This window comes from Psychrobacillus sp. 05T411 (genome assembly GCF_056396485.1).
In genome coordinates this window covers 25,699-51,755 of the sequence record NZ_JBFTLO010000021.1, presented here as the reverse complement: position 1 = coordinate 51,755, position 26,057 = coordinate 25,699, and the positions used below count along the sequence as shown (strand labels likewise).

The window sequence follows — 26,057 nt, the reverse complement described above, 5'->3', positions numbered from 1 at the left end:
CTACCGGATAAGTGAGCAAAATGAGCCATCCCAACGTACGCCTAAGGGCGGCGGGGATGGCTCATCGCTTACCCGGTGGAAAGCGTACGACTGCAGCGAAAATCACAGCGGACACTTTACGTCGCAGTTTCCCTATAATCCTACTGAAACGTAAGAGGAAAACGGCCAATCACACACTCAACCAAAAATATATTTCAGTAGTTAGAAAAATAATAATAATCAATAGCCTCTAGATTTCTCGCTCATTTCCCCCGTTCATTCATCAGGAGCATTAATCTTTTTTCTAACAACTTAAAACCGTTTTCTCCAGATTGCACATGACGAAGCAATCCATGCTTATCGAATAAATAAAAAGCTGGAACAACCCTATTGCCGTACTTTTTAGTAACATTTAAATTATGATCGAGCCCAATCGGATGTGACATACGTAAACGATTAGCCATCTCACGAATAAGCCTATCATTAAGATCATCTTTTGATCTTGGCATATGAATGCCTACTAGGTTGAAATTTTCACCGTATAATTTTTTCCATTTCGCAATTATTCCAAATGTATTCTCACATAGATGACAGCTAATGGACCAAAAGTGTACTAATGTAGGGACTTCCCCAATTAAGTTCCCTTTTGTTACCTGTCCATTCAACCATTCTACGTCCGACGAAAACTCCGGTAACTCCTCTCTTAATCGCAACTAATCCTCCCCTTTTTCCGTTTTGTCCCTAGCTAGTGTATGCGGAGTACTGAAAGCTGTATAGGACAAAAACGAACTTTTTTTGAATTTATATGAATAAGTTGTTAAAGTAAACTTAAAGTTGTGTTAAAATAAACTTTGTTTTTCAAAGGAGGAGGGGAATAATAGTGCAAATTGGAAAGAAAATTAAACGATTACGTCTTAAGAAAGGTTTAACTCAAGAAGAATTAGGGGAAAGAACTGATTTAAGCAAGGGATTTATATCCCAACTAGAAAGAGACATCAACTCCCCTTCCATTGAGACACTCTTTTCTATTTTAAATGTACTCGGCTCTAAACCTAAAGACTTTTTTGATGACGAGCAAGTGCGGACAAAAGTTGTTTTCGAAAAAGAAGAGCAAACAGTTTATGTAGACGAGGAAAGAAACTATAAACTGCACTGGCTTATCTCTGAGTCCAATGAAAATGAAATGGAACCTGTCCTCATTACGCTAGGGCAAAATGGTCAATTTAAACAATTTGAACCTTCCCTTTCGGAAACGTTTATATATGTTTTACATGGTCGGGTAGAATTAGCCCTTGGCAAGCAACAATATTTTGCTTCCAAAGGAGAATCTCTCTACTTCGAAGCAGCCGATCATCACTTATTGAAAAACGCGGCAGACGAAGAAACACAAGTAATCTATGTCGTAACAAATTCTTATTTATAAGAAATGCGAAAAGCGCCTATGTTAGAGGAATACAGTCTAAGTTCGCGACATCGTGTCGCAATGACTGCATGACCTGCATCCTGCAGGCCTCCGACAGGCAAATGAGGAATAGCGTGGTGGCAGCTTCCCAGCCACTGCAGCTGGACAAATACTAAGTAAGAAGGCCATACTTACTTTCTTACAATATAACAATGGAGGTATATTATGTCAGAGACACCAATCATTCGTTTTGAGAATGTCACAAAATATTATGATGCAGAAACTACCGTACTAACAGATATTAACTTTGAATTAGAGCGGGGCAAATTTTATACGTTACTCGGTCCATCCGGTTGTGGAAAAACAACAATTTTGCGATTAATCGCAGGATTTATGCAACCTTCTGGTGGAAATATTTATTTTAACGGAAAGCTAATCAATAATGTTCCCGCAAATGAACGCCAAGTAAATACAGTATTCCAAGACTATGCACTATTTCCTCACTTAAACGTGTTTGAAAATGTAGCATTCGGTCTTCGCATTAAAAAACTAGGAAAACAAGAGATCCAAGAAAAAGTGGTAGAGGCACTAAAGTTTGTTAACTTATCAGGTTATGAAAATAGAGAAATTGCAGAAATGTCTGGTGGACAAAGACAGCGTGTTGCGATTGCTCGAGCAATTGTAAATGACCCAGAAATTATTTTACTAGATGAACCACTTTCGGCTTTAGACTTAAAACTCCGTTCAGAAATGCAATACGAGCTTCGTGAGTTGCAACAACGATTAGGTAAAACCTTTATCTTCGTTACGCATGACCAAGAAGAAGCCTTAGCGATGTCCGATGAAATTTTCGTATTGAATGAAGGAAATATTGAACAAAGTGGTACACCAATGGACATTTATGATGAACCTATCAATCGATTTGTTGCCGATTTTATCGGAGAATCGAATATCGTTTTTGGTACAATGGTTGCCGATTTCCGCGTGCAGATTGGCGGAAAAGAATTTGAATGTGTCGACCAAGGTCTAAATGCAAATGAAAGAGTCGATGTTGTCATTCGACCAGAAGATTTAGAAATTACTTCTGTCGAAAAAGGGAAAATGACAGTTAAAGTAGATACACAATTATTTAGAGGAGTTCACTATGAACTTTCCACCTATGATGACGAAGGAAATGAATGGCTAGTCCACTCTACTAAAAAAGCGGAAGTTGGGGCATTTATTGGGCTAGACTTTGATCCAGAAGCAATTCATGTTATGCGCATAAATGAAACAGAAGAAGAATTTGATAAGCGACTTGAGTCTTACGGAGAAGACGCATATGCAAACTAAAAATACTAAAACGTTTTATTTAATACCGTATTTTGCTTGGATTTTATTGTTTGTTATTGCACCAATCGCTTTAATCGCGTATTACTCCCTTTTCGATCTAAGCGGTAATTTTACCTTAGACAATTATAAAAACTTTTTCACTTCTGTTTATTTAAAGTTAACGCTGAGCTCTTTTTGGTATGCTTTTCTCATTACGCTATTTTCTTTGCTAGTTGCATACCCAACAGCCTATTTAATAACGAAAACAAAGCATAAACAATTATGGCTGTTATTAATCATTATTCCATCATGGATTAACTTACTACTAAAAACCTATGCATTCATTGGGATTTTTGGCTTGTATGGTCCAATTAATGCATTTTTAAATGTATTTGGTTTTGGGGAAACACAAATTTTATTTACAGACTTTAGTTTTATTTTTGTGTCTGTTTATATTTTTATCCCATTTATGATTTTGCCTATTTTTAATGCGCTAGATAAATTGAATCCGTCGTTGATCGATGCGAGTAGGGATTTAGGTGCATCTAGTTGGACAACTTTTACAAAAGTAATCTTTCCACTAACGACAAATGGAGTGAAAGCTGGGATTCAAGCTGTATTCATCCCTTCCCTATCACTATTCATGATCACTCGTTTGATCGCTGGAAATAAAGTCATTACACTTGGTACGGCGATTGAGCAACAATTTTTAGTTACACAAAACTGGGGAATGGGTTCGACCATTGCCGTATTCTTAATCATATTTATGGTAATTGTCATGATTATTACAGGTCAAAGAGATAAGGGGGCTACTTCAAATGGAAAGAACTAGTAATGCAGCAAAACTTTACTTAGCCCTTATTTTCATTATTTTATATGCACCAATATTGTATTTGATCTATTATTCATTTAATAGCGGCGGTAGTATGAATAATTTCGAATCATTTACTTGGGAACATTATGCTGCTGTATTTTCCGATACTCGACTTATCATGATTCTGATTAATACGGTCATTGTTGCACTTCTTTCTGCCTTAATCGCAACAATTATTGGAGTTTTTGGTTCGATTGGTATTGTGTATATGCGTAATAAATCTATACGAAATTCTTTATTGTCCTTAAACAATGTGTTAATCGTTAGTCCTGACGTTGTGATTGGGGCATCTTTCTTAATTTTATTCACCATGATCGGTGTTAAATTAGGATTTGCGTCCGTATTGATCTCTCATATTGCCTTTAGTATTCCAATCGTTGTACTGATGGTTTTACCGAAGCTACAGGAGATGAATAGCTCACTTATTGATGCGGCGGCAGACCTTGGTGCGACAAAAGGAGAAATTGTACGAAGAGTCATTATTCCTTTTATTAAACCAGGGATTTTTGCAGGATTCTTCATGGCACTGACTTACTCGCTGGATGATTTCGCGGTTACTTTTTTCGTAACAGGAAATGGATTTAGTACATTATCTGTAGAAATTTACTCGATGGCACGTGCTGGTATTACCCTTACAATTAATGCGCTATCTGGCATTATCTTTATTGTGACGATTGTTCTTGTGGTTGGTTATTACTTTATCAATCAAAGAGGGAAAAACCCTGTTGGAATGGGGGGACGAAAATGAGAGACATTATAAATGCAGCCCTTGCAATAATTGTCGTATGTATCGCCTTGTTTTTTGTAAATGACTATTTGAATAAAAGTTCAGGCAAGGCAAGTAGTGACACTGTGACTATTTACAACTGGGGAGAATATATAGACCCAGATTTACTCGCTCAATTTGAAGATGAATCAGGATATCGTGTTGTTTACGAAACATTCGACTCAAATGAAGCAATGATGACAAAAGTTGAACAAGGCGGTACTTCGTATGATATTGCCGTTCCGTCTGAATATGCAATTGAAAAAATGAAAGAAAATGATTTACTCATACCGATTGATCATTCCAAAATTCCAAATCTAGTAAATATCGACCCTTACTTTTTAGATTTATCATTTGATCCGAAAAATGAATTTTCTATCCCTTATTTTTGGGGAACAGTAGGAATTGTATTTAACCCTTCTTTACTGGACGGTCAAACATTTGATAGCTGGGAAGCACTTTGGGACCCTTCCTTAAAAGGACAAGTGTTGTTAGTCGATAGTGCCCGTGAAGTGATTGGTATGGGCTTAAATAGCTTAGGTTATTCTTTAAATTCAACGGATGAAAACGAATTAGAAGAAGCATTCGCTAAGTTAAATAAACTAACGCCTAACGTCAAAGCAATCATTGGAGATGAAGTGACTCAGCTGATGGTCAATGAAGAGGCTCCTGTAGCACTAACATGGTCCGGTCAAGCAGCAGACATGATGTGGGAAAACGAGGAACTAGATTATGCAGTTCCCGAAGAAGGCTCTAACTTATGGTTTGATAATATGGTCATTCCAAAAACTGCTGCAAATATAGAAGGAGCACATGCATTTATTAACTTTATGCTAGATGCCGAAGTAGCTGCACAAAATGCGGATTATGTTGGGTATTCTATTCCAAATGCTGCTGCAATGGAATTAATGGATGAAGAAGTTACTTCTGATGAGCGATTTTATCCAACCGAAGAGACAAGAGATCATTTAGAAGTATATAATAATCTCGGCCTTGAAATGCTCGGTAAATATAATGAGTTATTTTTAAAGTTTAAAATGGGTACAAATTAATGAATAGAGTTGCCTTTTCCCAGGCGGCTCTATTTTTTATTTTCCAAATTAACAATTATTAATAATTCGTGTCGCGAAAGTTTTTATTCTTTCACGAATATGGTAGAATCGATAGACACGTAAAAAAGAACTTTTTAGAAAGCAGGAATTATATGGCGAAGAAATCATCACAATTTGCATTGTACATATTAATGTTTAATATGTTTATCGCTATGGCAGGTATTGGCCTAGTTATTCCAGTTATGCCACAGTATTTAGAAACGTTTGGCGTAGCAGGTCAAGCACTAGGATTTATCATCGCATCTTTTGCATTAGGACAGTTTCTATTTTCACCATTGGCCGGTGATTTATCTGATACTTTTGGACGTAAAAAACTTATTATCGTTGGATTAGTTGTCTTTTCAGCCTCACAATTGTGGTTCGGCTTGGCAAACCATGAATGGATGCTATATGCTGCACGTTTTGTTAGTGGAATCGGGGGAGCTTTTTTAATTCCGGCAACGATGGCCTTTGTTGCAGATATTACAACGCTTGAGGAACGTGGAAGAGGTATGGGTCTTCTTGGGGCTTCGATGTCCTTGGGTTTCATGATAGGACCTGCAATAGGTGGATTTTTGGCAAAAGTAAGCTTAACTTTTCCATTTTATATGGCCGCAATTGCAGCAATCCTTTCTGCCGTAATTTCCTTTATCATTTTACCAGATGTGAAGCATGCGATTGCTAATAATCCCGAAGTAAAGAAAAAAAGCGAGAATATACTTGTTCAAATGAAGAACTCTTTGAAAACGCCTTACTTTATGATGCTCGTTATAATTTTCGTGTTTTCTTTTGGGATCGCCAATTTCCAAACCACATTTTCTTTATATGTAGACCATAAATATAATTACACTCCACAAGACATCGCCATTGTTTTGACAGTTGGAGGATTCGCTGGTGTAATCGTTCAAACATTAGTGATTGATAAGTTATTTAAACGGTTCGGTGAGCTAAATGTCATTTTAGTTAGTCTTGTTGGTGCAGCATTATCATTGCTAGCCTTTTTCTTAGTAGATGGATTCGTGCTCGTATTATTAATAGCTACTCTCTTCTCCACTGCTACTACGTTAATCCGTCCGGCTGTTAATACAGTCGTTTCAAAGCTTGCAGGGAACGAACAAGGCTTTGCGGCTGGTATGAATAATGCCTATATGAGTTTAGGGAATATGGTTGGTCCAGCACTTGCGGGGATGTTTTTTGATATGAATCTAAATCTTCCCTTTATTGTTGGTGCATTTATTCTTTTATGCTCATGGGGTATTACGATTATTTGGATAAAGAAGAAAAAACCAGTTATTGCTTAAATCTTTATATAGTGAATAAAGCGAGGAGTAAAGTGACTAGTTCACTTTGCTCCTCTTGTATATTTACGAGCATATGAAGATTCTATTCGAGCATAAAACTACAGCATATGAGCAATAGCCAGCTCCATAAGAACCAAAAAATAATTCCCACCTTTAAAACAGCAAACACCCCAAGCAAATATATTCATTTGCTTGGGGTGTTTTTCATTTGGTTGCTTTCGCACTATATTTGGTTGCTTTCGATTTGAAATTGGTTGCTCCCGTTCTAAGTTTGGTTGCTTTCAACATGAAATTGGTTGCTCATAGACTTTAATTAGTTGCCCTTAACCACTTTCTACCTTTTTTTCTTCCCTCTAACTAACTTTTCCACATTACTTGTTCCAGCTGTGGTCTCTACAATCTTCTTTTTCTTACCAATCCTATTAAATGGCGCGAATAATTGGCTAAAACCAAATCTTCGAATGGTAATATCGATGAAAAACAATATAATCGCAGCCAAAAATAGTATTTGCTGTATGGATTGGCGCTCCGAACTTTTTAAATCAATCGTTCGGAATACGTCAGATGCTTCCGTAAGCATTTTACCACCCGCTCGATTTGCAATCATCTCTAACTTATTTGTATTTGGCTTTTGTACTTTGTATTCTTCACTGTACGGAATAGAAATACCTGCTTGATAAACGGCATCTTGTTCATTGGACACTCGGAAAAATACGAGACCTGGATCGCTTTCTACTGTTACACGTGATTTGCCTGGTGCAAGGGCTTCAGACGAAACAGGGAGTTCTTCTCCTTTTTCATTTACCGCAGCTACTTCAAGGAATGAGGATTTCCCCGTAGGATCCGTTACTGTATAACTACCGTCACTTGCTTTTTGAATGGTAAAAGGTACTTCGCTATAGGCAGGTAGTAGGCGTGAGACCGCTGTGTTCCAAAAATCTCCCCAATGATTCCATCTAGCAAAATCACCGCTCCACGCCCCTGTAGAATCGGAAGTGAACGCCATTGTTCTTCCTAGCCCATACATCCACTCTACAAGTACAGGATCTTCTTTTTCACTTTCGGCAATAATCGAAGCAGTTTGTTTGGGTGTTGTCGCAATGTATGCATTCATTTGCGGCACTCCATCTGTAAATAAACTCGTCCAAGCAGCATCTCCATAAATAACCGGATAAAATGGATTATCTTCAATATAGGTTCTAGAAATCATCGCCGTTTCTGTAGACATGATGGCTGGAATGGTCGATTCATCTACAACATCGTAAAATGTTCCTCCGCCCATTTCGGCCAAACTTTCTAATAGCGCTCTATCCGCATCTTGCCCAACCGCTACGGTGGACACGGTGATTAAATCTTTTGCACCCTCTTCGATCAATGTTTGATAATCACCGGTAGAAGCAGATTGACCATCTGTCAATAAAATAACGTGCTTGCGTTGTAACTTTAATGGAGCTAAGTTTTCATAAGCTAGTGCTAAACTTGAGTAAATTTCTGTTCCTCCGCCTACTCCAACTGATAGTATCGTGTCTAATGCTTCTTGTTTATCCAAAAGAGGGGCGGTTTCGATTATTTCCCAAGGACGATCGTCAAATGCGATAAATCCTAATGTATCCCCTTCACGAAGCATTTCGACCGAACGAGCTGCCGCCTCTTTTGCATAGTCGAATTTAGAGCCACTCATACTTCCCGAACGGTCCATCACGATGACTAAACCGAGCGATGGTAGTTGGTGCTTTCCTTTAATCTCCATCTCAACGGGTAATAACTTTTCGATAGGCGTTTTAAAATATCCACCTAAACCAAAACTATTTGTTCCACCGACCATCATAAAACCAACACCGAAATTCTTCACAGCTTGTTCAATGACTGTCATTTTTTGCTCCCCTACCACATGTCCTGGAACATTATCAAAAATGATTGCATCGTATCGTAAATAATTCGATAAATCAAAGGGCAGGGCACTTGCATCTACAACATCCGTTTGAATAGCAGCTTGATCAATAACAGTAGGAATATTAGAGCGGTTCCCATCATGTGTGACGACTAACAAATGAGGAGAGCTTTCCACATTTGTTACACTCGTCAATTTGTTATTCTCGATTAATCCATCGCCGCTCACGACGACTTGGACTTCATACTTTAATAAACCTTCTCCAGTAGATGCATTTCGAAATGTATAACTATTGGATCCTTGTTCTAGTGTAATTTGCTCTCGAGAGAGTAATTGATCGTTTTCATAGAGCAATAATTCACCTGTTGTATTTGTCGTTGCTTCTAATTGGACATTCAGTTGTTGCTGTTCTCCCTCAAACGCCACAGGAGGTGTTTCAAACGAGGTAATCGCAACATCTTCCGATGAAACTCGTTCAAGTTGAACTACATCAATTGTCACATTTCCACCAGCAATTTTCAAAAGCTCATCTTGCACTGATCCAGTCGTTTCTAATCCATCCGTAAAGAGAACTATACGAGTCGCTTTTGATAGTTCTACGATTCCAGTTGCAAGTTGCAAAGCTCTTGCAATATCTGTGTCGCCCGGTGCTTTCATCGGCGTGAAAACGGGTAAATTAACTTCACCAGCAGTTAAAGCTACCTCTGATTGAAAGTCTTCTGCAAATGTATACACTCCTACGAGCTGGGTATTTTTCCGCGACGATAAGCTTTGTTCGATGAAGGAAGTTACTTGGTTGTCTGTTCCTTGCACAGAAGCGGAACGATCGACTAAAAACAGTACTTGTTCTTCTTTTATTGGCAATAAAAGATAAGGATTGGTCAACCCTAAAATTAAACAAAAAATAGCAATCAGGCGTAGAAAAAAGACAACCTTTCCTTCTTTCCGAAAAACTTTCCCCTCTTTTTTCCACGTCCAAATAAAATAAATAACAATTGGCACTAATAACAATAGCMAAAGTGGTTGGTCAACTCGTAAATCCACGTCGTCTTTGCACCTCCCACTCTATGACAAATAGTAGTAACAATAGTAGTAAAATATATGGAACAAAGGAATGTTGCGAATAATTTTCGCTCATTTCTATTTGTTCGCCACTTACTTTGTACGACTCTCCCTTTTCCAATTCTTTCTCACTTTGAGATAAAGCAACAGAAAAGTTTTTTACAACATCATTGGAACGAAGTACATATAATCCTGGTTTCTTTGGTGCGATAAATGCTCCACCGTTTTCAATCGAATATTGATAGGAATCATCCAGTGTGTATAACTCCCATTCATTTGCTGCACTTCCTAATGATTGTGGTCTTCTTTCATTTGGTGTAAAGGTACCTAGATACGTATTTCCTGCAGATAATTGTTCTTTAACACTCCACATAAATAGTGGAAAAGATGGATGAAGAGGCCAATCAGTCATCTGAATATCCGCTAGCACGACAATATCCCCTCTAGGAGAAACTTGAATAAACGGCTGTTCTCCGACTGTTGCTATCGTTGTATAGCCTTGAATTTCGGGATATAGGTTACTGACATAAATATCGGATAAATTAGCGAAAGAAAAAAGCGCATGTTCCGTTGTTTGTACTTCACCATTTACTTCCATTGCATTTACGTCGTTTCTTCCGATAAATAAAGCTGGACGGTCTAGTTGATTTAAAAGTCCAAATTGATTCGTAACAATAATACCTTCTTCTGCTAATAAACCTATTTGTTCGGTCGGTACGCTACTTACTTCAATATCCATTGATTGGAATGCGGTCCTCACTAGCGCATGCAAGCCACTATCTATAAATACTTTCGATAATTGATCTTGCATAAATACAGTCATTGTATTGTCTAATACATATCCATCTTTGGCATCAAGAGATGCTTCTAAAAAAGAGGATGCTGCTAATTCATCAAATGATAGTGTAATCGTTTCATTTGGTGGAATTGTGACCTTTTCTTTCAATAGATCCTTTTGTTCATTTGCTATGGATAGTTCTGTTATTTGTTCTTTATTGGATTGATTTTCTAGTTGAATTAATGCAGATATCCCATTATTCGTTTTGGTAGCACCGAATCGTTTCATCGACAAGTTTGCTACTTCTGACGTTAGCCCTTCTACATTCCAAGTGACATTTTCATATTGCAAAGGGAGTTCCTTTCGATCTAATATATCCGTAAAAATATAAACAGAAGTTGCTTTATGCTGAAAAAACGATTGTGCAAAATCTAATGATTTCGACATATTTTCCTCTTCATAGCTGACTTCCAGTTTATCAATCTCGCTCTTTATTTGATCAATATTCGTTTCCGCTCGCACTATCACGGTCGGCTTGTTGCCAGTCGTTATAATGGTGAGAGGCTTTCCAGATAAGCTTTCTGCAAGTTGTAACATTTGTTTTTTATGATCATCAAAAAGAGTGGAATCATTGGCAGTGTGAACTTCCATCGTAGCAGAAGTATCTACAACAAAGACAATTTGTTCCCCGGCAAGCGCCTTCGTTTTCCAAAAAGGTTGAAGTAAAGCGAAAACAAGTAAAATCATCGCAATCATTTGCAAATAAAATAATGCATTTCGCTGTAAATGCTGCAAATAAGGGGACGCTTTCGTTTCTCTCATCACTTCTTGCCAAAAAAGTGTAGAAGAAACAGGCTGCTTTGCATATTTTTTTCGGAAGAAATAATAAAGTAATACAGCAATCGGAAAAATAGCCGTCCATAAAAATAGTAGTTGATTAAAACCCAAGTAATCTCACCTCATTGCACCCAATTTGCACGTAATAGTTGGTTAAACAGTACATGCGAAATACCATCATCTGCATTTACTTGAAGTAATCTTGCTCCGAACTTATTGCATAATACTTCTAAACCATGTTGATGTAATTTTCTCTTTTCCTCGTAGGATTCGAGTACCCGGGAAGATATAGACACATTTAACTGATCCGAAGTTTCCACATCTACTACTTGCACATCTCCTGTATAGCTTGGGGATAGCTCATCATTTGTTACTACTTGTAAAATACGAATATCCCCTGCAAACTTAGGTAATTTCCGGAGCATTTTTTCCCAGGATTCCAAACTTTCTAAGCAGTCTGAGATAACGAATAAAACAGTGCTGTCTTTCGGTAAAAAAAGAATTGCATTGTCGGCAAATGAAGCAGTCATAATTGGCTCATTTAAAGCAGAAATGGTTTGCGTAAAGGCTTTGCGATAAGTAGCACCTTTCTGTCTAAACGGCGGTTTCTTGTCGGGACTTACTGACGAAAAAGACAAACGATCATCCCGTTGCAAAACAAGTATACCGAGTGATACCGCAAGCTGTTTTGCAAATGTCCATTTCAGCGGATCACTCATCGACTTCGTACAATCGAGTAAAATATGTACGCGCATTTCTTGTTCATCTAAAAAACGTTTGATGAAATACTTATCCGTTCGCGCATAGACATTCCAATCTATTTGGCGCACATCATCACCTGGGCTATATTCTCTAAAATCTGAGAAATCTAGTGATGCCCCGAAACGTTGTGAACGATGTGAGCCCTTATGCTGCCCACGCAATTTAGACTTTGTAGAAATGGATAATCTACTTAGTTTGCCGGCCCAATCTTTTGGTACTATAGCCTTCGTAGTCATACGTTTTGTCCTTGTTTAATCGTTTGCAACACGATATCTACTAGTTCATCTGCAGTTTTACCTTCCGCTTCTCCTTCGTAATTTAGTAATAAACGATGTCTAAGCACAGGCTTGGCAACAGATTTAATGTCCGCAATTGATACATGATAACGTCCAGCAACTAAGGCACGTGCTTTCGCAAGCTTTATAAGGCTTTGCAAGCCACGAGGGCCACTTCCGTATTGTACATATTGCGCAACTTCAGGAATAATCGCTGCTTCTGGATGGGTGGCAGCTACTAAATCTACTGCATACTCCAACATATCGTCTGCTATTAGTACTTCTTTTACCATTTGTTGTGCATGTACAATTTCTTCAGCATTCATTATCTTATTCAACTGAATAGTTTGGCCACCAGTCGTTCGCTTTGTAATTTCCATCAGTTCTTCTTTAGTTGGGTACGAAACGAGAATTTTACATAAGAAACGGTCCATTTGTGCTTCTGGTAATGGGTATGTTCCTTCCATTTCAATAGGGTTTTGCGTTGCAAGAACGAAGAATGGTTTATCCATTTGCTTCGTTTCTCCAAGCACTGTCACTGTTTTTTCCCCCATTGCTTCTAAAAGCGCACTTTGTGTTTTCGGGGTTGCCCGGTTTATTTCATCTGCTAAAACCATTTGACTAAAAATAGGTCCTTTTTGGAATGTGAATTGCTGTTTACCATTTTCCAATCGTTCAATCATACTTGTTCCCGTAATATCGGATGGCATTAAGTCTGGGGTGAACTGTATTCGAGAAAAAGATAAATCCAGTACTTCCGAAATCGTTCGAATCAGCATTGTTTTCCCTAACCCTGGGAGTCCTTCTAATAAAGCGTGACCATCAGCCAAAACACAATAAATGGAAAATTCTACAGCTTCTTTTTGACCTACGATAAAGTGACCTATTTCCGCTCGAACTTCCTCTAGACGCTTACTAATATTTGTGTAATCCTCTGTTGTAAAAGTCATTATGATCCTCCATTATTCATTATTTTCAACTGTTGAAAAATAATCCTGAACGATTCGCTGTAAATCCGATGGTAGCTGTAAGCGCTCAGAGCTTTTTATATAGGAATCCGCATATTCATTAACGACTTCTTCGTATGGTTTTGCCGATCCACGTGTCACTGGTACTTCCCCAGGTTGCTCACTAGCAGCTTCTCCTTCTCCTAGCTGACCTCCGTCTGTAGAAGTGTCACCAGTTCCACCAATTCTTTCTGGAATGGAAAGTAAATCCCTCCCGCCAGAACCCTTACCTGCTCCAGAACCTTGACCCTGACCTTGGCCTTGACCCTGTCCTTGCCCCTGTCCTTGGCCTTGGCCTTGGCCTTGGCCTTGACCTTGACCCTGTCCTTGGCCCTGTCCTTGCCCCTGACCTTGGCCCTGGCCTTGGTTTTGGTTTTGACCTTGGTTTTGGTTAGTTTGATTAGAATTTTTCTGTGTGTTTGCATTTGAACTATTCTGTGCTATTTCATTTGAAGTAAATGGAAAGGATTTTCCCATTTTGCTTAAAGCAGTTTGGGAAGTGGCTGCACTTTTCGATAAAGCGCTTACCGACTCTTCTAAAGAAGCAAGCTCTTTTTGTTCCTCTGCCGTAAGAGAAGATTCAGTAGAGTCCCCTTGTTCCGCAAGCTCCTTCTTTTTTCCTAGTTTTTGTTCTTTTAAAGCTAATTCTTTTTGCTTCTTCACCGTTTCACGTAATGCTTCTTCTGCCGTGTCTACTTCTTTCAGCTTCTCTTTTAATTCCTTCAATTCTTTTTTGACCGACTGTGCTAATTCTTTTTTCTCTAATTTGTCTACTTCTTTTTTCATTTCCTTGACGATTTGATTTTCTTTTTCCATATCCTTCGCTTCCAGTTGAGTAGCTGCTGGAAATGCATATAGTACAAGAGCAGCAGCAAAGGAAATGACAAACCCAATCATCCATTTAGGCTGAATATAGTGCTTTTCTCGATGCTTAAATTGCATAAACGCTTCTTCACTACTCCGCCCTGTTTTTTCTAATAACTGGTTTATAAGCGGTGATTTATCGTGTAAAAAAGAAATGGCCGTTAACAATAAATTATCTGGAAAGAAAACGTCCAATTTTCGAGTCGCCTCTTCACTGGATGGTCTTTTCCAAAATGCATACAAAAATACGGCAATAAAAACGATGCTACCAAAAATGGCAGCAGTACGAATATAATATGGGAACACGAATAATCTAGAGACAAGTAGAATAACCGCAGCAGAAGCAAATCCATAAAACAATGCCGCTTGCAGCATTCTAATATAATGTTCTAACGTAAGACGACTTCTCGCCTTCCCAATAGTACGAATTAACTTATGTGGGCTACCCATCTGCACTTCCTCCTCATCTAGTACGCTTCATATTTACACGTAATTTTTTCACCGCAATAACAAGCGATATAATCGTTATACAAATATAGAAAATCGTATATCCAATCCAAATCGGTAAATCCACCTTCGTTGCTTCCGTAATAAAACTATCCGAACCTGGGGAAATTAAGGTAAGCATTAAAATGACTGGGTTAATACTTGCAAAAAAATGACCGACTGGCGATGAAACAAATGCATTTGACGCTATGCTACTCATTCCTGTAATGACCAAATAAATAAATCCAGTGACAGCTGTCAAGAAAATCATCGTTCCATAAGTCGCAATCATCGCTACAATCGTTTTACGAATAATGGTAGAGTACATAATACCAATCCCACCAATGGCAAGCATGGTTAAAAAGAAAAATAAGAAAATAATGCCCAGTTGCCCAGGAGATACTCCCCCAAAAAGGAAAACTAAACTATAAATAGGTAAACCGGATACTACTAAAAGCAAAAGAAATGCAATAGACGAAGTTAACTTTCCGAAAATGATTTGAAAGGAAGTTTGAGATGTTGTTAGCAAAATATTTAACGTTTGCTTCTCCCGCTCCGAACTAATGGCACCTGCAGTTAAGCCGGGGGTAATAAAAAGAATAAGCCCTAGTTGAATATAGGATAGCATCGCGAACATGAAGAAACTTTCTTCCGGTCGGAAATAACCAGTACCGGTAAAGGAAGTAGTCAGCATGATAAAACCAAATACAAATATACACATGGCGATTAAGTAAAAGAGAATACCCGTAAAACTTTTTAACGAACGAAAGCGAAGTTTTATTTCTTTTACTAATACTGGATTTGCTAGTAGCTGCTTCATCCTATTTCACCCCTTTCGTAATTTCCATGAACACATCTTCTAAGTCTGTTTCTGTTTCTGAGAAAGAAATTATTTTTAAAGAATGATCTAAGGCCTTTTTCAACAAATTAATTTGATCCTCTTCTGTGCCTCTATACGTAAAAGTAATGGAATTTTTCTCTGTTGCTACTTCCATTTTGGATACAAATGGATCTTCTTCGAAAAAGTGAACTGCGTTTTCCAATAATCCTTTCAGCTTCACCGTTATATGCTTTTCACCGGCAAGTTGTGCTTGAATATCTGCAACGGAACCATGTGCTATTAATCTGCCTCCATCGATCACGCCGATTTCATCACACATCTCTGCTAGCTCCGGTAATATATGTGAAGATATAAGAATCGTTTTGCCCATTCCTTTTAATTGTCTTAGTATATCTCTCATTTCAACTCGTGCTCTTGGATCTAGACCGGAAGCTGGTTCGTCAAGGATTAACACTTTTGGATCATGAATAAGTGAACGTGCCAAACATAAACGTTGCTTCATCCCACGGGAAAGTAAATCAACATAGTCATAGCGCTTATGGCTAAGATTCACAAGCTCTAATAATTGAGGTATTAAAACCTCTCTTTCTTTTTCTGAAATACCGTAGCTTGCTCCATAAAAATCTAAATACTCATTTGCCTTTAACTGATCATAAACACCGAAAAAATCGGGCATATAGCCAATTTGCTTTCGCACTTCATGTGCATCGGTTTTCACACTTTTTCCATTTACAAATGCATCGCCAGAAGTTGGTTGAAGAAGTGTCGCTAATATTGAAAAAGTAGTTGATTTACCTGCTCCATTCGCTCCAACGAACCCAAATACAGTTCCTTCTTCTAATGTTAGGTTTAAATCATTCAATGCATAAAAAGAGCCGTACTTTTTCGTCAATCCTTTTATCTCGATCATTGTGTAACCTCCCCTTTCAATCGAATTTCTGGCAGTCTTGTATATTGATTACCGTCGATCGATTTTTTAAGAAGCTTATAATGTATCTCGCCTGCATCACTAATATAATGTTGGATGTTTTCCGAAGTTGTAAATCTGCTTTCACTTATTTCTTCGAAGCTCTCCGTTTCTATATTCCATATTTCAATTGTATGAGAATTTCGATCTGTATTCGCAATTTGCAATTGTGCCCAATTTACTTTATCTAAGGGGATTGTGTCTGGAATTTTCCAATACACATTATATTCTCCATCATCTAAATACCATTCTAAACTGTTGTTCATGACTGGTTCCATATATTTACCATATTCATTGGTATTGACATTGACAGTGAACATATTGGCTGGTAAAACGAATTCTCCAGCAAAGCTTGTTTCCGCTGTAAATGGCTGTATAAGCAAATGGAAAGCTGACATTTCGACTTTTTTATCTTTTAAGGTAATAGGAACAATATTATCCTCTGCAAAACCAGTAACTACGGGACTTTTTCCAAATTGGTCGCCCATTAAACTTGCAGAGTACATCGATTGCTTTCGTTGTTCTACTAAATCAATGGACGTTCCTGGGTTCACTCCATAATTTCTGCTAGCATATGGATTGGTAATCGGCATTAACATGACAGAACTCAATTTTTTATTTACTTCGAGCTTTTCACCTGGTTCCAGATCGCCTAATGGGATTAATTTACTTCCAGACCATACCGAAACTTCTTTCACGACAAAAGGAAAGTTATTTTGGACTGTACCAGTAAGCTGGCTTGCGTCCACTCGAAGGTCTACAGCGAAATTTCCTACTTCAGGTATTTGCGTTTCCCCGAACAAGGAAGAAACAGACCAGTAACCTACATCTCGAAACGTCAGTTCACTGTTAGTTGCATGTTTTTCCATAATCGCATTTTCATACACATTTGGTGATTGACCTGTAAACGAATTATTATTTCGCTTCGCAACCATCGTTGTAGTAGTAGGTGCTTCAAAAGTAAAATCACCACTTTTGTTACTTAAAATAGATTCTGCATAATACCCTTGCAAACTTTTATCTTCATTCACATGTAAAAAAGAAGATTGTTGCACTTGCGGTCGAGCAATACGGTCTCTAGCCCCATAACCGAAAATTGCAGTCGAAGCAATGATTGCCGTGAGCGGTATAATCCCCCAAGCATACTCTCTTTTATCTTTTCTTTTCAAAACGATATATAAAAGGGGCACAATAATAATCATATAAACGACTACAATTCCTATCATCAATGGTGTAGAAACTTTAAACGAACTAAATAAAGAATTCGTGTCCCCTAATTCATAAACGAGCTGGTCTTTACTATTATTATAGCCATACATATTTGGCGTATTTTGTACACTAACTGACTGTAAAATAGTGGACAATAAATCACTATAGACTGGATCTTTCGCTAATGGATCGTCACCTAGTGAAAAAGTCGTTTGGATAATTGCACCACTGCCTACTTGTTTCTTTCCTGCTAGTATTGTGTCATCCATTTTGAATAAAGGTGTTGCCCCATCATTTAAAGTAGAATTATAGACAGTTACATCATTGGATAATAGATTATTTGCAGTAAGTGCACGCATTTTATCCGCTGTCACCGTTTGCGTAGTTGCTTCTAATGCGAGTGGCAAGTAATCCCCTAATTTTCCTACTTCTGCGGTAAGGTTGGCTGATGCACCAATGACGATATTCCCGCCAGTTTTAACATAATCAATAAGTGCTTGTTGCTGCGTATCAGCTAAATCTGCTAGTACAAATTCGTCTAAAATAATATAGTCGGCCATTTCCCATGCTACTGCATCCGTTGGCAAAGAAAAATTGCTGAGCTGGTTAACATGGATAACTTCATCATTTAATTGGTTTGGTTGTTTGATTTGATTCAACGCCTTTAATCGATCCGCGCTGTTTGTCAACGTCAGATAAAAAATAGTTGTTGGATCATAGAAATTTGTTCGTAAGTTTTTTGTTCCTTTGAAATCAATGGATTTTCCTTTTTCCCATCCACCTTCAAAAAAGTGGATAAGCTGCACATTTGACCCTTGGTACATATAGTCTTCTCCCAGACCACTTACTGCCACTTGAACTGTTTTCGTTTCTCCTGCTCCGATTTCAAATGGCATAGCAAGTGCATTTCCAAGATTATAGGATTCAACTGTATCTAACACAAGATCTCCAGAAAAAGCATCTCCTTTATTCTCAACAGTTAAGGTGATTGGTAAGCCTTCTCCATATTTTGCTTTCCCATTAAACCCAGTTGTAACCTTCACGTTTAAGTTAGACGCTGCTAGGGCACTAACTGTTGGCAATAATGTAAAATAGATAAATACTACTGAAATATAAAGCACCAACTTCCGAATATGCATCGTATTTCCCCCTTTACTTCTTAGTAATTAGTACGATATTAAAAGACGAAAGTTCCTTACTGAAATAATTGCGCATGTTTTTTTACAATGCTGACGAAAGCTTCCACTTGAGGAAGTTCGAATGCTGCATCATAGCCAATAAGCCAAGTGTCCCGTGTTAACTCAAACTGCTCTTCGTTATTAGTTAAAGGAATTTTATGCACTTCTTCTTGTCCAGTCAATGTAATAGATGGCAAAATAGCATAACCAATTCCATTTAGAGCCATTTGCTTACATGTTTCGATTTGGTCTACAATTATTTGTCTTTTTGGATTACTAGAGAAATGTTTTTGCCACCATTGCTGAATTTCCTGATAATAGTTCGAATCACTTTTGAATTGAATAAACGGCTTATCTGTAGTTAATACATCTTCAACGGAAGTCATTTCTTTATCGACTAAATAGAGCGTATCCCTAAACAGATGTATTTTATTCCCTTTCCAATCTGTTTGACCTCGTACGATTCCAATTTGTGCCTCCCCATCATATATAGCTTTGACAATTTCTGAACTCCAGCCAGTTAGAAGGGAAACTTTTGCTTCCGGATATGTTTGAACAAAATCCTTCAGCACTTTTGGCAACCAATTTTGTCCCACAATTGATGCGCAAGCAATTTTCAATGTCCCGTGTACTTTAGAGGTGAGCGATTGTATTGCTTCGTATAACTCTTCTTTTTGTTGGATCATATTCGTCGCAAATTCAATGATCAATTCGCCTTCTGGTGTTGCAGTCAATCCTTTTTGGGAGCGTAAAAAAAGCTTGGTATTCCACTCTTTCTCGATTGTTTGAAGTCGTTGGGAAAGTGCCGGTTGCGAAAGGAATAATCGCTCGGCTGCTTTTCGCATATTTTGTTCTTCTGCCAATATTTTGATAATAAGAAAATCTGACGTCATTTTTTCTCCTCCTTACATTAGAAAAGCGCAAGCGCCTATGTCTGCCCCGACAGGCAAATGGGGAAAAGCGAGGAGGCAGCTCCTCAGCCACCACAGCTTTTTCCCATTTGACCCCGAGGGGCAAGGCGCTGGAGCTAGATCAATACTACATGAAAAAGAAGGCCCTTATAAATAAGAGGCCTTCCATGCTTTTACACCATTATACTTGAGTTTCTTGTGTTTGGTATAAATACTTTTTCATTTGCTTTAAAATAACTCTTCTTGTTAAAATCCCCATAAATGTTCGCTCGTCATCGATTACACATAAATACGGATTGTCTACTAATAAATCCAGCCCTTTTTGGAACTTTTCTTTTATGTGAATAACCGGTACGTCTGTTTTCATTATATCGTCAACTTTTAGATCAGGTAGTCGTTCATATTCAATATGTTCAAGTCCTAGTATTTCATCTGTTATTTGTTGCGAGCTTATTAATCCATGTAGTCTATATTTTACATCTAGTACTGGAATGGAAGAGTATCCAGTTTTCGTCAGTACTAATAATGCATGTTCTGCGTTATTTCCTAGTTGTACATGTGCAACTTTTTCTGCTGATATAATATAATCCTTGATTGGGATTTGTAAAAAGTCTTTACTACTTGTAACTATCATAGCATTCTACTCCTTTGTCTGTTTTCGCTTTAAGAAAACATACCCTATGAAACTATGATAGCATATGAAGGGATAAAAAAACTATGGAATCGCTTACAATTTTTTTTTTATTTTAGTATGGATTGCCTAGACGTTTATTATTGTAAAAGAAAAGTTCATACTAAAGGGAAACCGCGACGTAGTGACTAGCTAAAAATAGGTTATTATCCAATTTATCCAATTCATGCATCTAGAAAATGGCTAAGGGCGACAGATCGGTCCCTGTAAGCAATCAATTCTATTCCGAAAGCAATCAAACCAGCACGAGAGCAACCAAATTGCCGATGAAAGCAACCATTTCTTAAAATAGCTCTTTACTTGGATTGAGATAACTCGGGATAAAAGGTATTATTCCGATATGTGGTTGATAGATAACAATTTTATCCTAAAAGATGTGCTCTTTATTAGAAGGCCGCATTTTCTAATTAGATTTAATAAACATTACGTAGTAGATTGGGTTATTTTAATCTCTGATATGTGTCGACACTAAAACAGATAGTAATTCCCATGGATTGGAGCGCAAGGCGGCGACTCCTGTGGAGGCCAACACGATGTTGGTCACGAAGGCGTTGCCACACGATGTGGCGTTCTTAGCCTTTGATCCTCTGCTTGAGACAGGTGAGACCCCGCACGTAGCGTAAGCGGAGGAGGAGGCTCACCGCTCGCCCCACGGAAAGCATCCGCCTGGAGCGAAAATCATGGCGGACACCTTAGTATCTTTACGACGCTTTATCTCTACAATACGATTAACAGCAATTTCATTTTTCCATATGAAAAAACCGCAAATCTCTAGAACAATTTACGGTTGAATAGTATTCATATAGGATTGGTTAATATCGTGTATCGGTACCGGGCGACTAAAAAAGTAGCCTTGTGCTTTTTGACAATTTGCGGATTTTAATATTTCGACTTGCCTGTCTTTTTCAACACCTTCCGCAATGACTTCCATTCCTAAGCTATGCGCAAGTTGGATGATTGTCGTTGCGATTGCTGCATTTTTTTCATCTAATTCCATATCTTTAATAAACGATTGGTCAATTTTAATAATATCAATCGGATATTTTTTTAAATAACTGAGAGAAGAATAACCTGTCCCAAAGTCATCTATCGAAATTACGACCCCAATATCCTTTAGTTCATTTAGCATTGCAAAAGTATCTTGCATATCCGTCATGGCACTCTCTGTTATTTCTACCTCTAAAGAACTTGGATCAAGACGATATTTATTTATTTTTTCTCGAATTTTTATCGCAAAATTTTCTTGTTTAAATTGTTTAGGTGAAATATTAACCGCAATGCGAACTGAGCGGTACCCTTTTTCTTGCCAATATTCTAATTGCTTACAAACCTCTTCTAAAACCCAATCACCAATTTGCATAATCATTCCAGACTCTTCTGCAAGTGGGATAAACTGCATCGGCGACACATATCCGAATTTTCTATTATTCCAACGCAACAAGGCTTCAAAAGAGTTAATCTCTCCTGTAGCTAAATTGACTTGTGGCTGATAATGAATCGTTAATTCTTCTTTTTCAATTGCTCTTCTTAGATGGGATTCCATTAACGCTTCGTTTGGAAAAGATAAATTCATTTGTTCTTGGAAATAACGATAATGAGCTCTTCCTCTATCTTTTGCCACATACAAAGCTTGATCTGCCTTAATAAGAAGTTCATCTAAATTTTTTCCATCTAACGGATACATCGAAATACCGATAGATGCCGTTACAAAATATTCTTGATGGTCTAAATAGATTGGTTTGGACAATTCACTTAATAGGCTTTCTGCAAAACTGCTCGTCTCATCACGCGTTTTGTCTTTCATGATGAAGACAAATTCATCGCCACTTTGTCGATACAAGTTACATGATTTATTAATAAAAAGACTTAGACGATCTGCAATTTTCTTTAATAATTCATCCCCATAATTGTAACCAAGCGATTCGTTTATAAGTTTAAAGCGATCTAAGTCTATTCGCATAATAGCAATTTTTGTATTTTTATTATGTGCATCGATTAAATTCTCACGTAAATGTTCTTTCAAAGCACGACGATTCCATAAACCAGTTAAATGATCATGGTATGCTAAATAAAATAATTGTTCCTTTTCATCTGCACTTATCGACAAATCTCTTAAGACTAAATGATACTCTTTCACATTTCCTTGATGATGAATGGGAATTGCTTTCAAATATACATATACATAATGACCGTTCACATGCTGGAAAAGACATTTTTGCAATTCAGCTGGATAGCCACTCAAAGTTTGCTTGATCATTAGCTGAAAATTGCTAAGCGAATTACTTTCGATAAATTGTTCAATTGGTTGATGTAAAAGATTTACTGCATTATATCCTAAAGCCTTTGCAGCTACTGCATTTACATATTGAATAATCCCTCTTTCATCTACTATAAAAACAGAATCGGTATTATTATTAAGCAGTGACATATACTTTTCTTTTATAGCAAGCAATTCTTGTTTTTCGATTAAGTCTTTTTTAGTGTTATGCAAAGTTAATCCATATACACTTTTCTCTTCGCTGTGAAAGGAAACAATCGTTAGATCAATCGAATAAATGTCATTTTGAAATTTTAGAAGTAAATTACTATGGACATTCTGTTTTTCAACTTCGAAACTATTGAGGAGTACATGTAACTGATTCCAGACTTCCACTGAAAAAAATTGTTGGGTTTCATCACTTGAATTTTCAAAAAAACTTTCGGCTGCATGGTTGAAATAGATTACTGAAAACTTTTTTTCGCTTTCTCTTTCCAATAAAATATAAGGCAGTGGATTCTCCACCATCATCTCCTCTATTTTATTATTAATAAAAAGCTTTGGTATTACTGAATTGTTCATGGAATCCTCCAATTTGAATCGAAACTAACTAGTACGAAACAATTTTCAAATATTACTTCACCTTATTTTATCGGCATAATGATGCATATCTTTAGCCTGTCACCAAATATTACTTTTTGATTTGTGTATACAATTTAGTTAGGAATTGGTATGATATAGTAAATATAATATATTAAGGAGGGGTTTTATGACAACTAATACGGATGATGAACGAATAGCTACAGCCATTTATACAGTCAATCGCCATGCCAAAACGGCTATCGATAAAAAACCGCTCTATCAGTTAAAAAAATTAGCTATCGATAAAATGTTACAAGAAGACAAAGCCCGAAAAGTAGGTCTTCATTTTGTTCGAAATCCAAGGAATAGCCAACAGCAATCCTCTGTATTAATTCAATGCGCCGACTACTACTTTCATATGATCCCAACAAAAGAGGATTTTAAACAATTGCCACATCTGGGCCATCTAGATGATACTTATCGAAATCCTATTCGGAAAATGAATTTAAAGATGGCAAAACAAGTCCTTACTGATTACATTGGACCTCAATCTATGGTGAAGAATTCCTCTACACGCTCTCCACTGGGTACCCAATCTTATGCTAGGCCAACTAATGGAAAAAAACAAACAATGAAATCGTATTTAGATTCATAATTTCCCACCCCATTCATTAGCTATTTTACTTTTGTACGTTTTCGGTTCGCTTTGGACGAAATAATCTCTACATCATTACCAAAAAAAATGCGAAAGGGATGCGACAAAGTCGCATCCCTTTCGCATCAAAAAGATCCGGTAATAATGTAGGTCTTATTTTGATTCAAATCAATTCAAAAGCACTCATACAAAGAGCGCACAAATATTCTTTAGACTTACAAAATATATTGATCTATTTTCAATACTAGTTCAGCAATTTCAGGTTTGCTAATTTGATCTTCTGCTCCTACTTGATCTCCTTTATGACGGAGGTCATCTGTTATTAAGCTCGAGAAAATAAGTACTGGTAGTTTGGCTAAATGACTATTTTCTTTTATTTTGCGAGTTAAAGCATGTCCATCCATTTGCGGCATTTCAATGTCCGTCACAACGATCTGAACATGTTCTCCAATATCAGCCGAACTTTTTTCTAACTCTTCCAAGTAACCTAATGCATCTTTTCCATTTTCAAAAAATTCTAGGTTCACATAGCCCGCTTCATGTAATGTATCATTCAATAACTTACGAAGTAGTGGCGAATCCTCTGCAATAACGATTTTTTTATTAGAGCGTTCTCGCTGACCAAGTTTTTTAACCGATTCCACATTTATGCCGGAGTCTGGGTTTATATCGACAATGATTCGCTCGTAATCTAGTAATAGAACCATTTCGTCTTCGCGTTTAATGACTCCAATCACATGGGAGGTACCCCCTTGATAGATATCACTCGGCTTTTCAATTTGCTCCCATGATATACGGTGAATTTGCGACACATTATCTACATGGAAAACGACTCTTTGTTTGTTAAATTCGGTTACAATATATTTCTCTTGTTCACTTTTATTTAATTCTGGCAGTCCGAGCACCTTTGCCATACTTACTACTGGTAGGACTTCCCCTCGTAATTGTACGATTCCTTCCACATGTGGGTGAGCATGTGGAATAAATGTTACTGGAATCGGTTGAATGATTTCTTTTACTTTAATGACATTAATCCCAAACTTACTAGAACCCACTTGAAATTCGACTATTTCTAGCTCGTTCGTACCACTTTCTAACAATATTCCTTTATGATCGTTCATTTGAATCGTCCTTTCTAATAACACTGCGATAAGTAGATTGTATCATACAGTAGTTAAAAGCTCCTATCTCAATCGTATGATTTTATAAGTGCTTGTGTCCCATTATCTTCATAACCTTTCGCAACTAATTCATCATACATTGATTTTGCGAGTTGTAGTCCTGGGAGTTGTATGTTCATTTTTTCTGCTTCTTCTAGCGCAATTTTCATATCTTTTACAAAATGCTTCATATAGAAACCCGGTTCAAAGTTACCTGCTATCATGCGAGGAGCCAAGTTACTCAATGACCAAGAACCGGCTGCTCCTGTTGAGATGGAACGTAACACTTGTTCTAAATCGAGTCCTGCTTTTTGTCCATACGCTAATGCTTCACAAACTCCTATCATTCCTGTTGCAATTGTTATTTGGTTACACATTTTCGTATGCTGCCCAGCTCCAGCAACGCCTTGTAAAATAATCGTTTCTCCAAAAAGGTTTAGAAGTGGCAACACTTTTTCAAACGTTTCTTTTTCCCCACCACACATAATCGATAATTTTCCTAATTGTGCTCCAATATCTCCACCTGAAACCGGTGCGTCGAGCGCCAGCATTCCTCTTTCTTTTGCAGCTACTTCTATTTTTTGAGCGAGGGTTGGTGTGGATGTTGTCAGATCGGTCACAACTAATCCTTTATTGTCTGCAGCAAAAATACCATTCTCTCCAAAATAGATCTCTTCTACATCCTGTGGATAGCCTACCATTGTAAATACAAATTGTGCATTACTTGCAACGTCACTTGCACGCTCGACCCAAGTAGCTCCTAGTGAAATTAGTTCTTTTGCTTTTTCCTTTGTTCTTGTATAAATAACAACTTCATGACCAGCATTTAGTAAATGCTTTACTAAACTTTTCCCCATTACACCCGTACCGATAAATCCAGTTTTCCATTTTGTTGTCATGTCATATCCCCCAAATCGTAT

21 protein-coding genes are annotated in these 26,057 nt (G+C 37.5%); 7 read left to right on the top strand and 14 right to left on the bottom strand.

Translation table 11 applies throughout. From position 1 onward, the window contains the following. Positions 1 to 242: 242 nt before the first annotated feature. A complete protein-coding gene (locus AC1DFT_RS15325; RefSeq protein ID WP_478159601.1) occupies positions 243 to 692 on the bottom strand; it encodes a TlpA family protein disulfide reductase in 450 nt (149 codons plus the stop codon). Between the two features lie 167 nt (positions 693 to 859). Here AC1DFT_RS15325 and AC1DFT_RS15320 point away from each other — a divergent pair, with 167 nt between their 5' ends. The 6 genes from AC1DFT_RS15320 to AC1DFT_RS15295 all read left to right on the top strand — a co-directional run bounded on the left by AC1DFT_RS15320 (position 860) and on the right by AC1DFT_RS15295 (position 6,724). Further along, on the top strand, positions 860 to 1,402 hold the full coding sequence (locus tag AC1DFT_RS15320) for a helix-turn-helix domain-containing protein (RefSeq protein WP_478159600.1): 543 nt from the start codon (positions 860 to 862) through the stop codon (positions 1,400 to 1,402). 204 nt (positions 1,403 to 1,606) lie between these two features. Beyond that, the gene (locus AC1DFT_RS15315; RefSeq protein WP_478159599.1) at positions 1,607 to 2,713 is read left to right on the top strand and encodes an ABC transporter ATP-binding protein; all 1,107 of its coding nucleotides are present in this window, start codon (positions 1,607 to 1,609) and stop codon (positions 2,711 to 2,713) included. Next, complete coding sequence (locus AC1DFT_RS15310; RefSeq protein WP_478159598.1) at positions 2,703 to 3,524, top strand: ABC transporter permease; 822 nt, start codon at positions 2,703 to 2,705, stop codon at positions 3,522 to 3,524. The genes AC1DFT_RS15315 and AC1DFT_RS15310 overlap by 11 nt, the downstream gene beginning before the upstream one ends. Beyond that, positions 3,511 to 4,314 carry an ABC transporter permease gene (locus AC1DFT_RS15305; protein WP_478159597.1) on the top strand — a complete coding sequence of 268 codons (804 nt, stop codon included), beginning with the start codon at positions 3,511 to 3,513 and terminating at the stop codon, positions 4,312 to 4,314. Before AC1DFT_RS15310 ends, AC1DFT_RS15305 begins: the two co-directional genes overlap by 14 nt. Further along, positions 4,311 to 5,384, top strand: a complete 1,074-nt coding sequence (locus AC1DFT_RS15300; RefSeq protein ID WP_478159596.1) for an ABC transporter substrate-binding protein — start codon at positions 4,311 to 4,313, stop codon at positions 5,382 to 5,384. The genes AC1DFT_RS15305 and AC1DFT_RS15300 overlap by 4 nt, the downstream gene beginning before the upstream one ends. 152 nt (positions 5,385 to 5,536) lie before the next feature. Further along, positions 5,537 to 6,724, top strand: coding sequence for an MFS transporter (locus tag AC1DFT_RS15295; RefSeq protein ID WP_478159595.1), 1,188 nt, complete (start codon positions 5,537 to 5,539; stop codon positions 6,722 to 6,724). Positions 6,725 to 7,058: 334 nt separating this feature from the next. Here the strand turns inward: AC1DFT_RS15295 and AC1DFT_RS15290 are convergent, their stop codons facing one another. The 11 genes from AC1DFT_RS15290 to AC1DFT_RS15240 form a co-directional block, all read right to left on the bottom strand. After that, positions 7,059 to 9,659: a VWA domain-containing protein gene (locus tag AC1DFT_RS15290; RefSeq protein ID WP_478159594.1), complete on the bottom strand. Its 2,601-nt coding sequence runs from the start codon at positions 9,657 to 9,659 to the stop codon at positions 7,059 to 7,061. Then, positions 9,643 to 11,403, bottom strand: a complete 1,761-nt coding sequence (locus tag AC1DFT_RS15285) for a vWA domain-containing protein (protein ID WP_478159593.1) — start codon at positions 11,401 to 11,403, stop codon at positions 9,643 to 9,645. The genes AC1DFT_RS15290 and AC1DFT_RS15285 overlap by 17 nt, the downstream gene beginning before the upstream one ends. A gap of 11 nt (positions 11,404 to 11,414) precedes the next feature. Beyond that, entirely contained in the window at positions 11,415 to 12,290 is an 876-nt protein-coding gene (locus AC1DFT_RS15280) for a DUF58 domain-containing protein (RefSeq protein WP_478159592.1), read from the bottom strand. Continuing rightward, complete coding sequence (locus AC1DFT_RS15275; protein WP_478159591.1) at positions 12,287 to 13,279, bottom strand: AAA family ATPase; 993 nt, start codon at positions 13,277 to 13,279, stop codon at positions 12,287 to 12,289. Before AC1DFT_RS15275 ends, AC1DFT_RS15280 begins: the two co-directional genes overlap by 4 nt. 12 nt (positions 13,280 to 13,291) lie before the next feature. After that, on the bottom strand, positions 13,292 to 14,650 hold the full coding sequence (locus AC1DFT_RS15270) for a hypothetical protein (protein ID WP_478159590.1): 1,359 nt from the start codon (positions 14,648 to 14,650) through the stop codon (positions 13,292 to 13,294). A 13-nt stretch (positions 14,651 to 14,663) separates the two neighbouring features. Beyond that, complete coding sequence (locus tag AC1DFT_RS15265) at positions 14,664 to 15,506, bottom strand: ABC transporter permease (RefSeq protein ID WP_478159589.1); 843 nt, start codon at positions 15,504 to 15,506, stop codon at positions 14,664 to 14,666. Position 15,507: 1 nt separating this feature from the next. Continuing rightward, positions 15,508 to 16,437 carry an ABC transporter ATP-binding protein gene (locus AC1DFT_RS15260; protein ID WP_478159588.1) on the bottom strand — a complete coding sequence of 310 codons (930 nt, stop codon included), beginning with the start codon at positions 16,435 to 16,437 and terminating at the stop codon, positions 15,508 to 15,510. Beyond that, a complete protein-coding gene (locus tag AC1DFT_RS15255; protein ID WP_478159587.1) occupies positions 16,434 to 18,842 on the bottom strand; it encodes a hypothetical protein in 2,409 nt (802 codons plus the stop codon). The genes AC1DFT_RS15260 and AC1DFT_RS15255 overlap by 4 nt, the downstream gene beginning before the upstream one ends. A 56-nt stretch (positions 18,843 to 18,898) precedes the next feature. Continuing rightward, positions 18,899 to 19,774, bottom strand: coding sequence for a LysR family transcriptional regulator (locus AC1DFT_RS15250; RefSeq protein WP_478159586.1), 876 nt, complete (start codon positions 19,772 to 19,774; stop codon positions 18,899 to 18,901). Positions 19,775 to 19,973: 199 nt separating this feature from the next. Further along, positions 19,974 to 20,426: a cyclic-di-AMP-binding protein CbpB gene (gene cbpB, locus AC1DFT_RS15245; RefSeq protein ID WP_478159585.1), complete on the bottom strand. Its 453-nt coding sequence runs from the start codon at positions 20,424 to 20,426 to the stop codon at positions 19,974 to 19,976. Positions 20,427 to 21,264: 838 nt separating this feature from the next. Then, a complete protein-coding gene (locus AC1DFT_RS15240; RefSeq protein WP_478159584.1) occupies positions 21,265 to 23,322 on the bottom strand; it encodes an EAL domain-containing protein in 2,058 nt (685 codons plus the stop codon). Positions 23,323 to 23,509: 187 nt separating this feature from the next. Between AC1DFT_RS15240 and AC1DFT_RS15235 the strand changes: the two genes are divergently transcribed. Continuing rightward, positions 23,510 to 23,977, top strand: coding sequence for a YkyB family protein (locus tag AC1DFT_RS15235; RefSeq protein WP_478159583.1), 468 nt, complete (start codon positions 23,510 to 23,512; stop codon positions 23,975 to 23,977). Positions 23,978 to 24,192: 215 nt separating this feature from the next. Here the strand turns inward: AC1DFT_RS15235 and AC1DFT_RS15230 are convergent, their stop codons facing one another. Further along, a complete protein-coding gene (locus AC1DFT_RS15230) occupies positions 24,193 to 25,098 on the bottom strand; it encodes a chemotaxis protein (RefSeq protein WP_478159582.1) in 906 nt (301 codons plus the stop codon). Between the two features lie 68 nt (positions 25,099 to 25,166). Next, on the bottom strand, positions 25,167 to 26,036 hold the full coding sequence (locus AC1DFT_RS15225; protein ID WP_478159581.1) for an NAD(P)-dependent oxidoreductase: 870 nt from the start codon (positions 26,034 to 26,036) through the stop codon (positions 25,167 to 25,169). Positions 26,037 to 26,057 lie beyond the last annotated feature (21 nt).

Coding starts and splice junctions, on each gene's coding strand:
- AC1DFT_RS15315 (WP_478159599.1), top strand. CDS start 1,607: ATGTCAGAGACACCAATCATTCGTTTTGAGAATGTCACAAAATATTAT.
- AC1DFT_RS15310 (WP_478159598.1), top strand. CDS start 2,703: ATGCAAACTAAAAATACTAAAACGTTTTATTTAATACCGTATTTTGCT.
- AC1DFT_RS15305 (WP_478159597.1), top strand. CDS start 3,511: ATGGAAAGAACTAGTAATGCAGCAAAACTTTACTTAGCCCTTATTTTC.
- AC1DFT_RS15300 (WP_478159596.1), top strand. CDS start 4,311: ATGAGAGACATTATAAATGCAGCCCTTGCAATAATTGTCGTATGTATC.
- AC1DFT_RS15295 (WP_478159595.1), top strand. CDS start 5,537: ATGGCGAAGAAATCATCACAATTTGCATTGTACATATTAATGTTTAAT.
- AC1DFT_RS15280 (WP_478159592.1), bottom strand. CDS start 12,290: ATGACTACGAAGGCTATAGTACCAAAAGATTGGGCCGGCAAACTAAGT.
- AC1DFT_RS15275 (WP_478159591.1), bottom strand. CDS start 13,279: ATGACTTTTACAACAGAGGATTACACAAATATTAGTAAGCGTCTAGAG.
- AC1DFT_RS15270 (WP_478159590.1), bottom strand. CDS start 14,650: ATGGGTAGCCCACATAAGTTAATTCGTACTATTGGGAAGGCGAGAAGT.
- AC1DFT_RS15265 (WP_478159589.1), bottom strand. CDS start 15,506: ATGAAGCAGCTACTAGCAAATCCAGTATTAGTAAAAGAAATAAAACTT.
- AC1DFT_RS15260 (WP_478159588.1), bottom strand. CDS start 16,437: ATGATCGAGATAAAAGGATTGACGAAAAAGTACGGCTCTTTTTATGCA.
- AC1DFT_RS15255 (WP_478159587.1), bottom strand. CDS start 18,842: ATGCATATTCGGAAGTTGGTGCTTTATATTTCAGTAGTATTTATCTAT.
- AC1DFT_RS15250 (WP_478159586.1), bottom strand. CDS start 19,774: ATGACGTCAGATTTTCTTATTATCAAAATATTGGCAGAAGAACAAAAT.
- cbpB (WP_478159585.1), bottom strand. CDS start 20,426: ATGATAGTTACAAGTAGTAAAGACTTTTTACAAATCCCAATCAAGGAT.
- AC1DFT_RS15240 (WP_478159584.1), bottom strand. CDS start 23,322: ATGAACAATTCAGTAATACCAAAGCTTTTTATTAATAATAAAATAGAG.
- AC1DFT_RS15235 (WP_478159583.1), top strand. CDS start 23,510: ATGACAACTAATACGGATGATGAACGAATAGCTACAGCCATTTATACA.
- AC1DFT_RS15230 (WP_478159582.1), bottom strand. CDS start 25,098: ATGAACGATCATAAAGGAATATTGTTAGAAAGTGGTACGAACGAGCTA.
- AC1DFT_RS15225 (WP_478159581.1), bottom strand. CDS start 26,036: ATGACAACAAAATGGAAAACTGGATTTATCGGTACGGGTGTAATGGGG.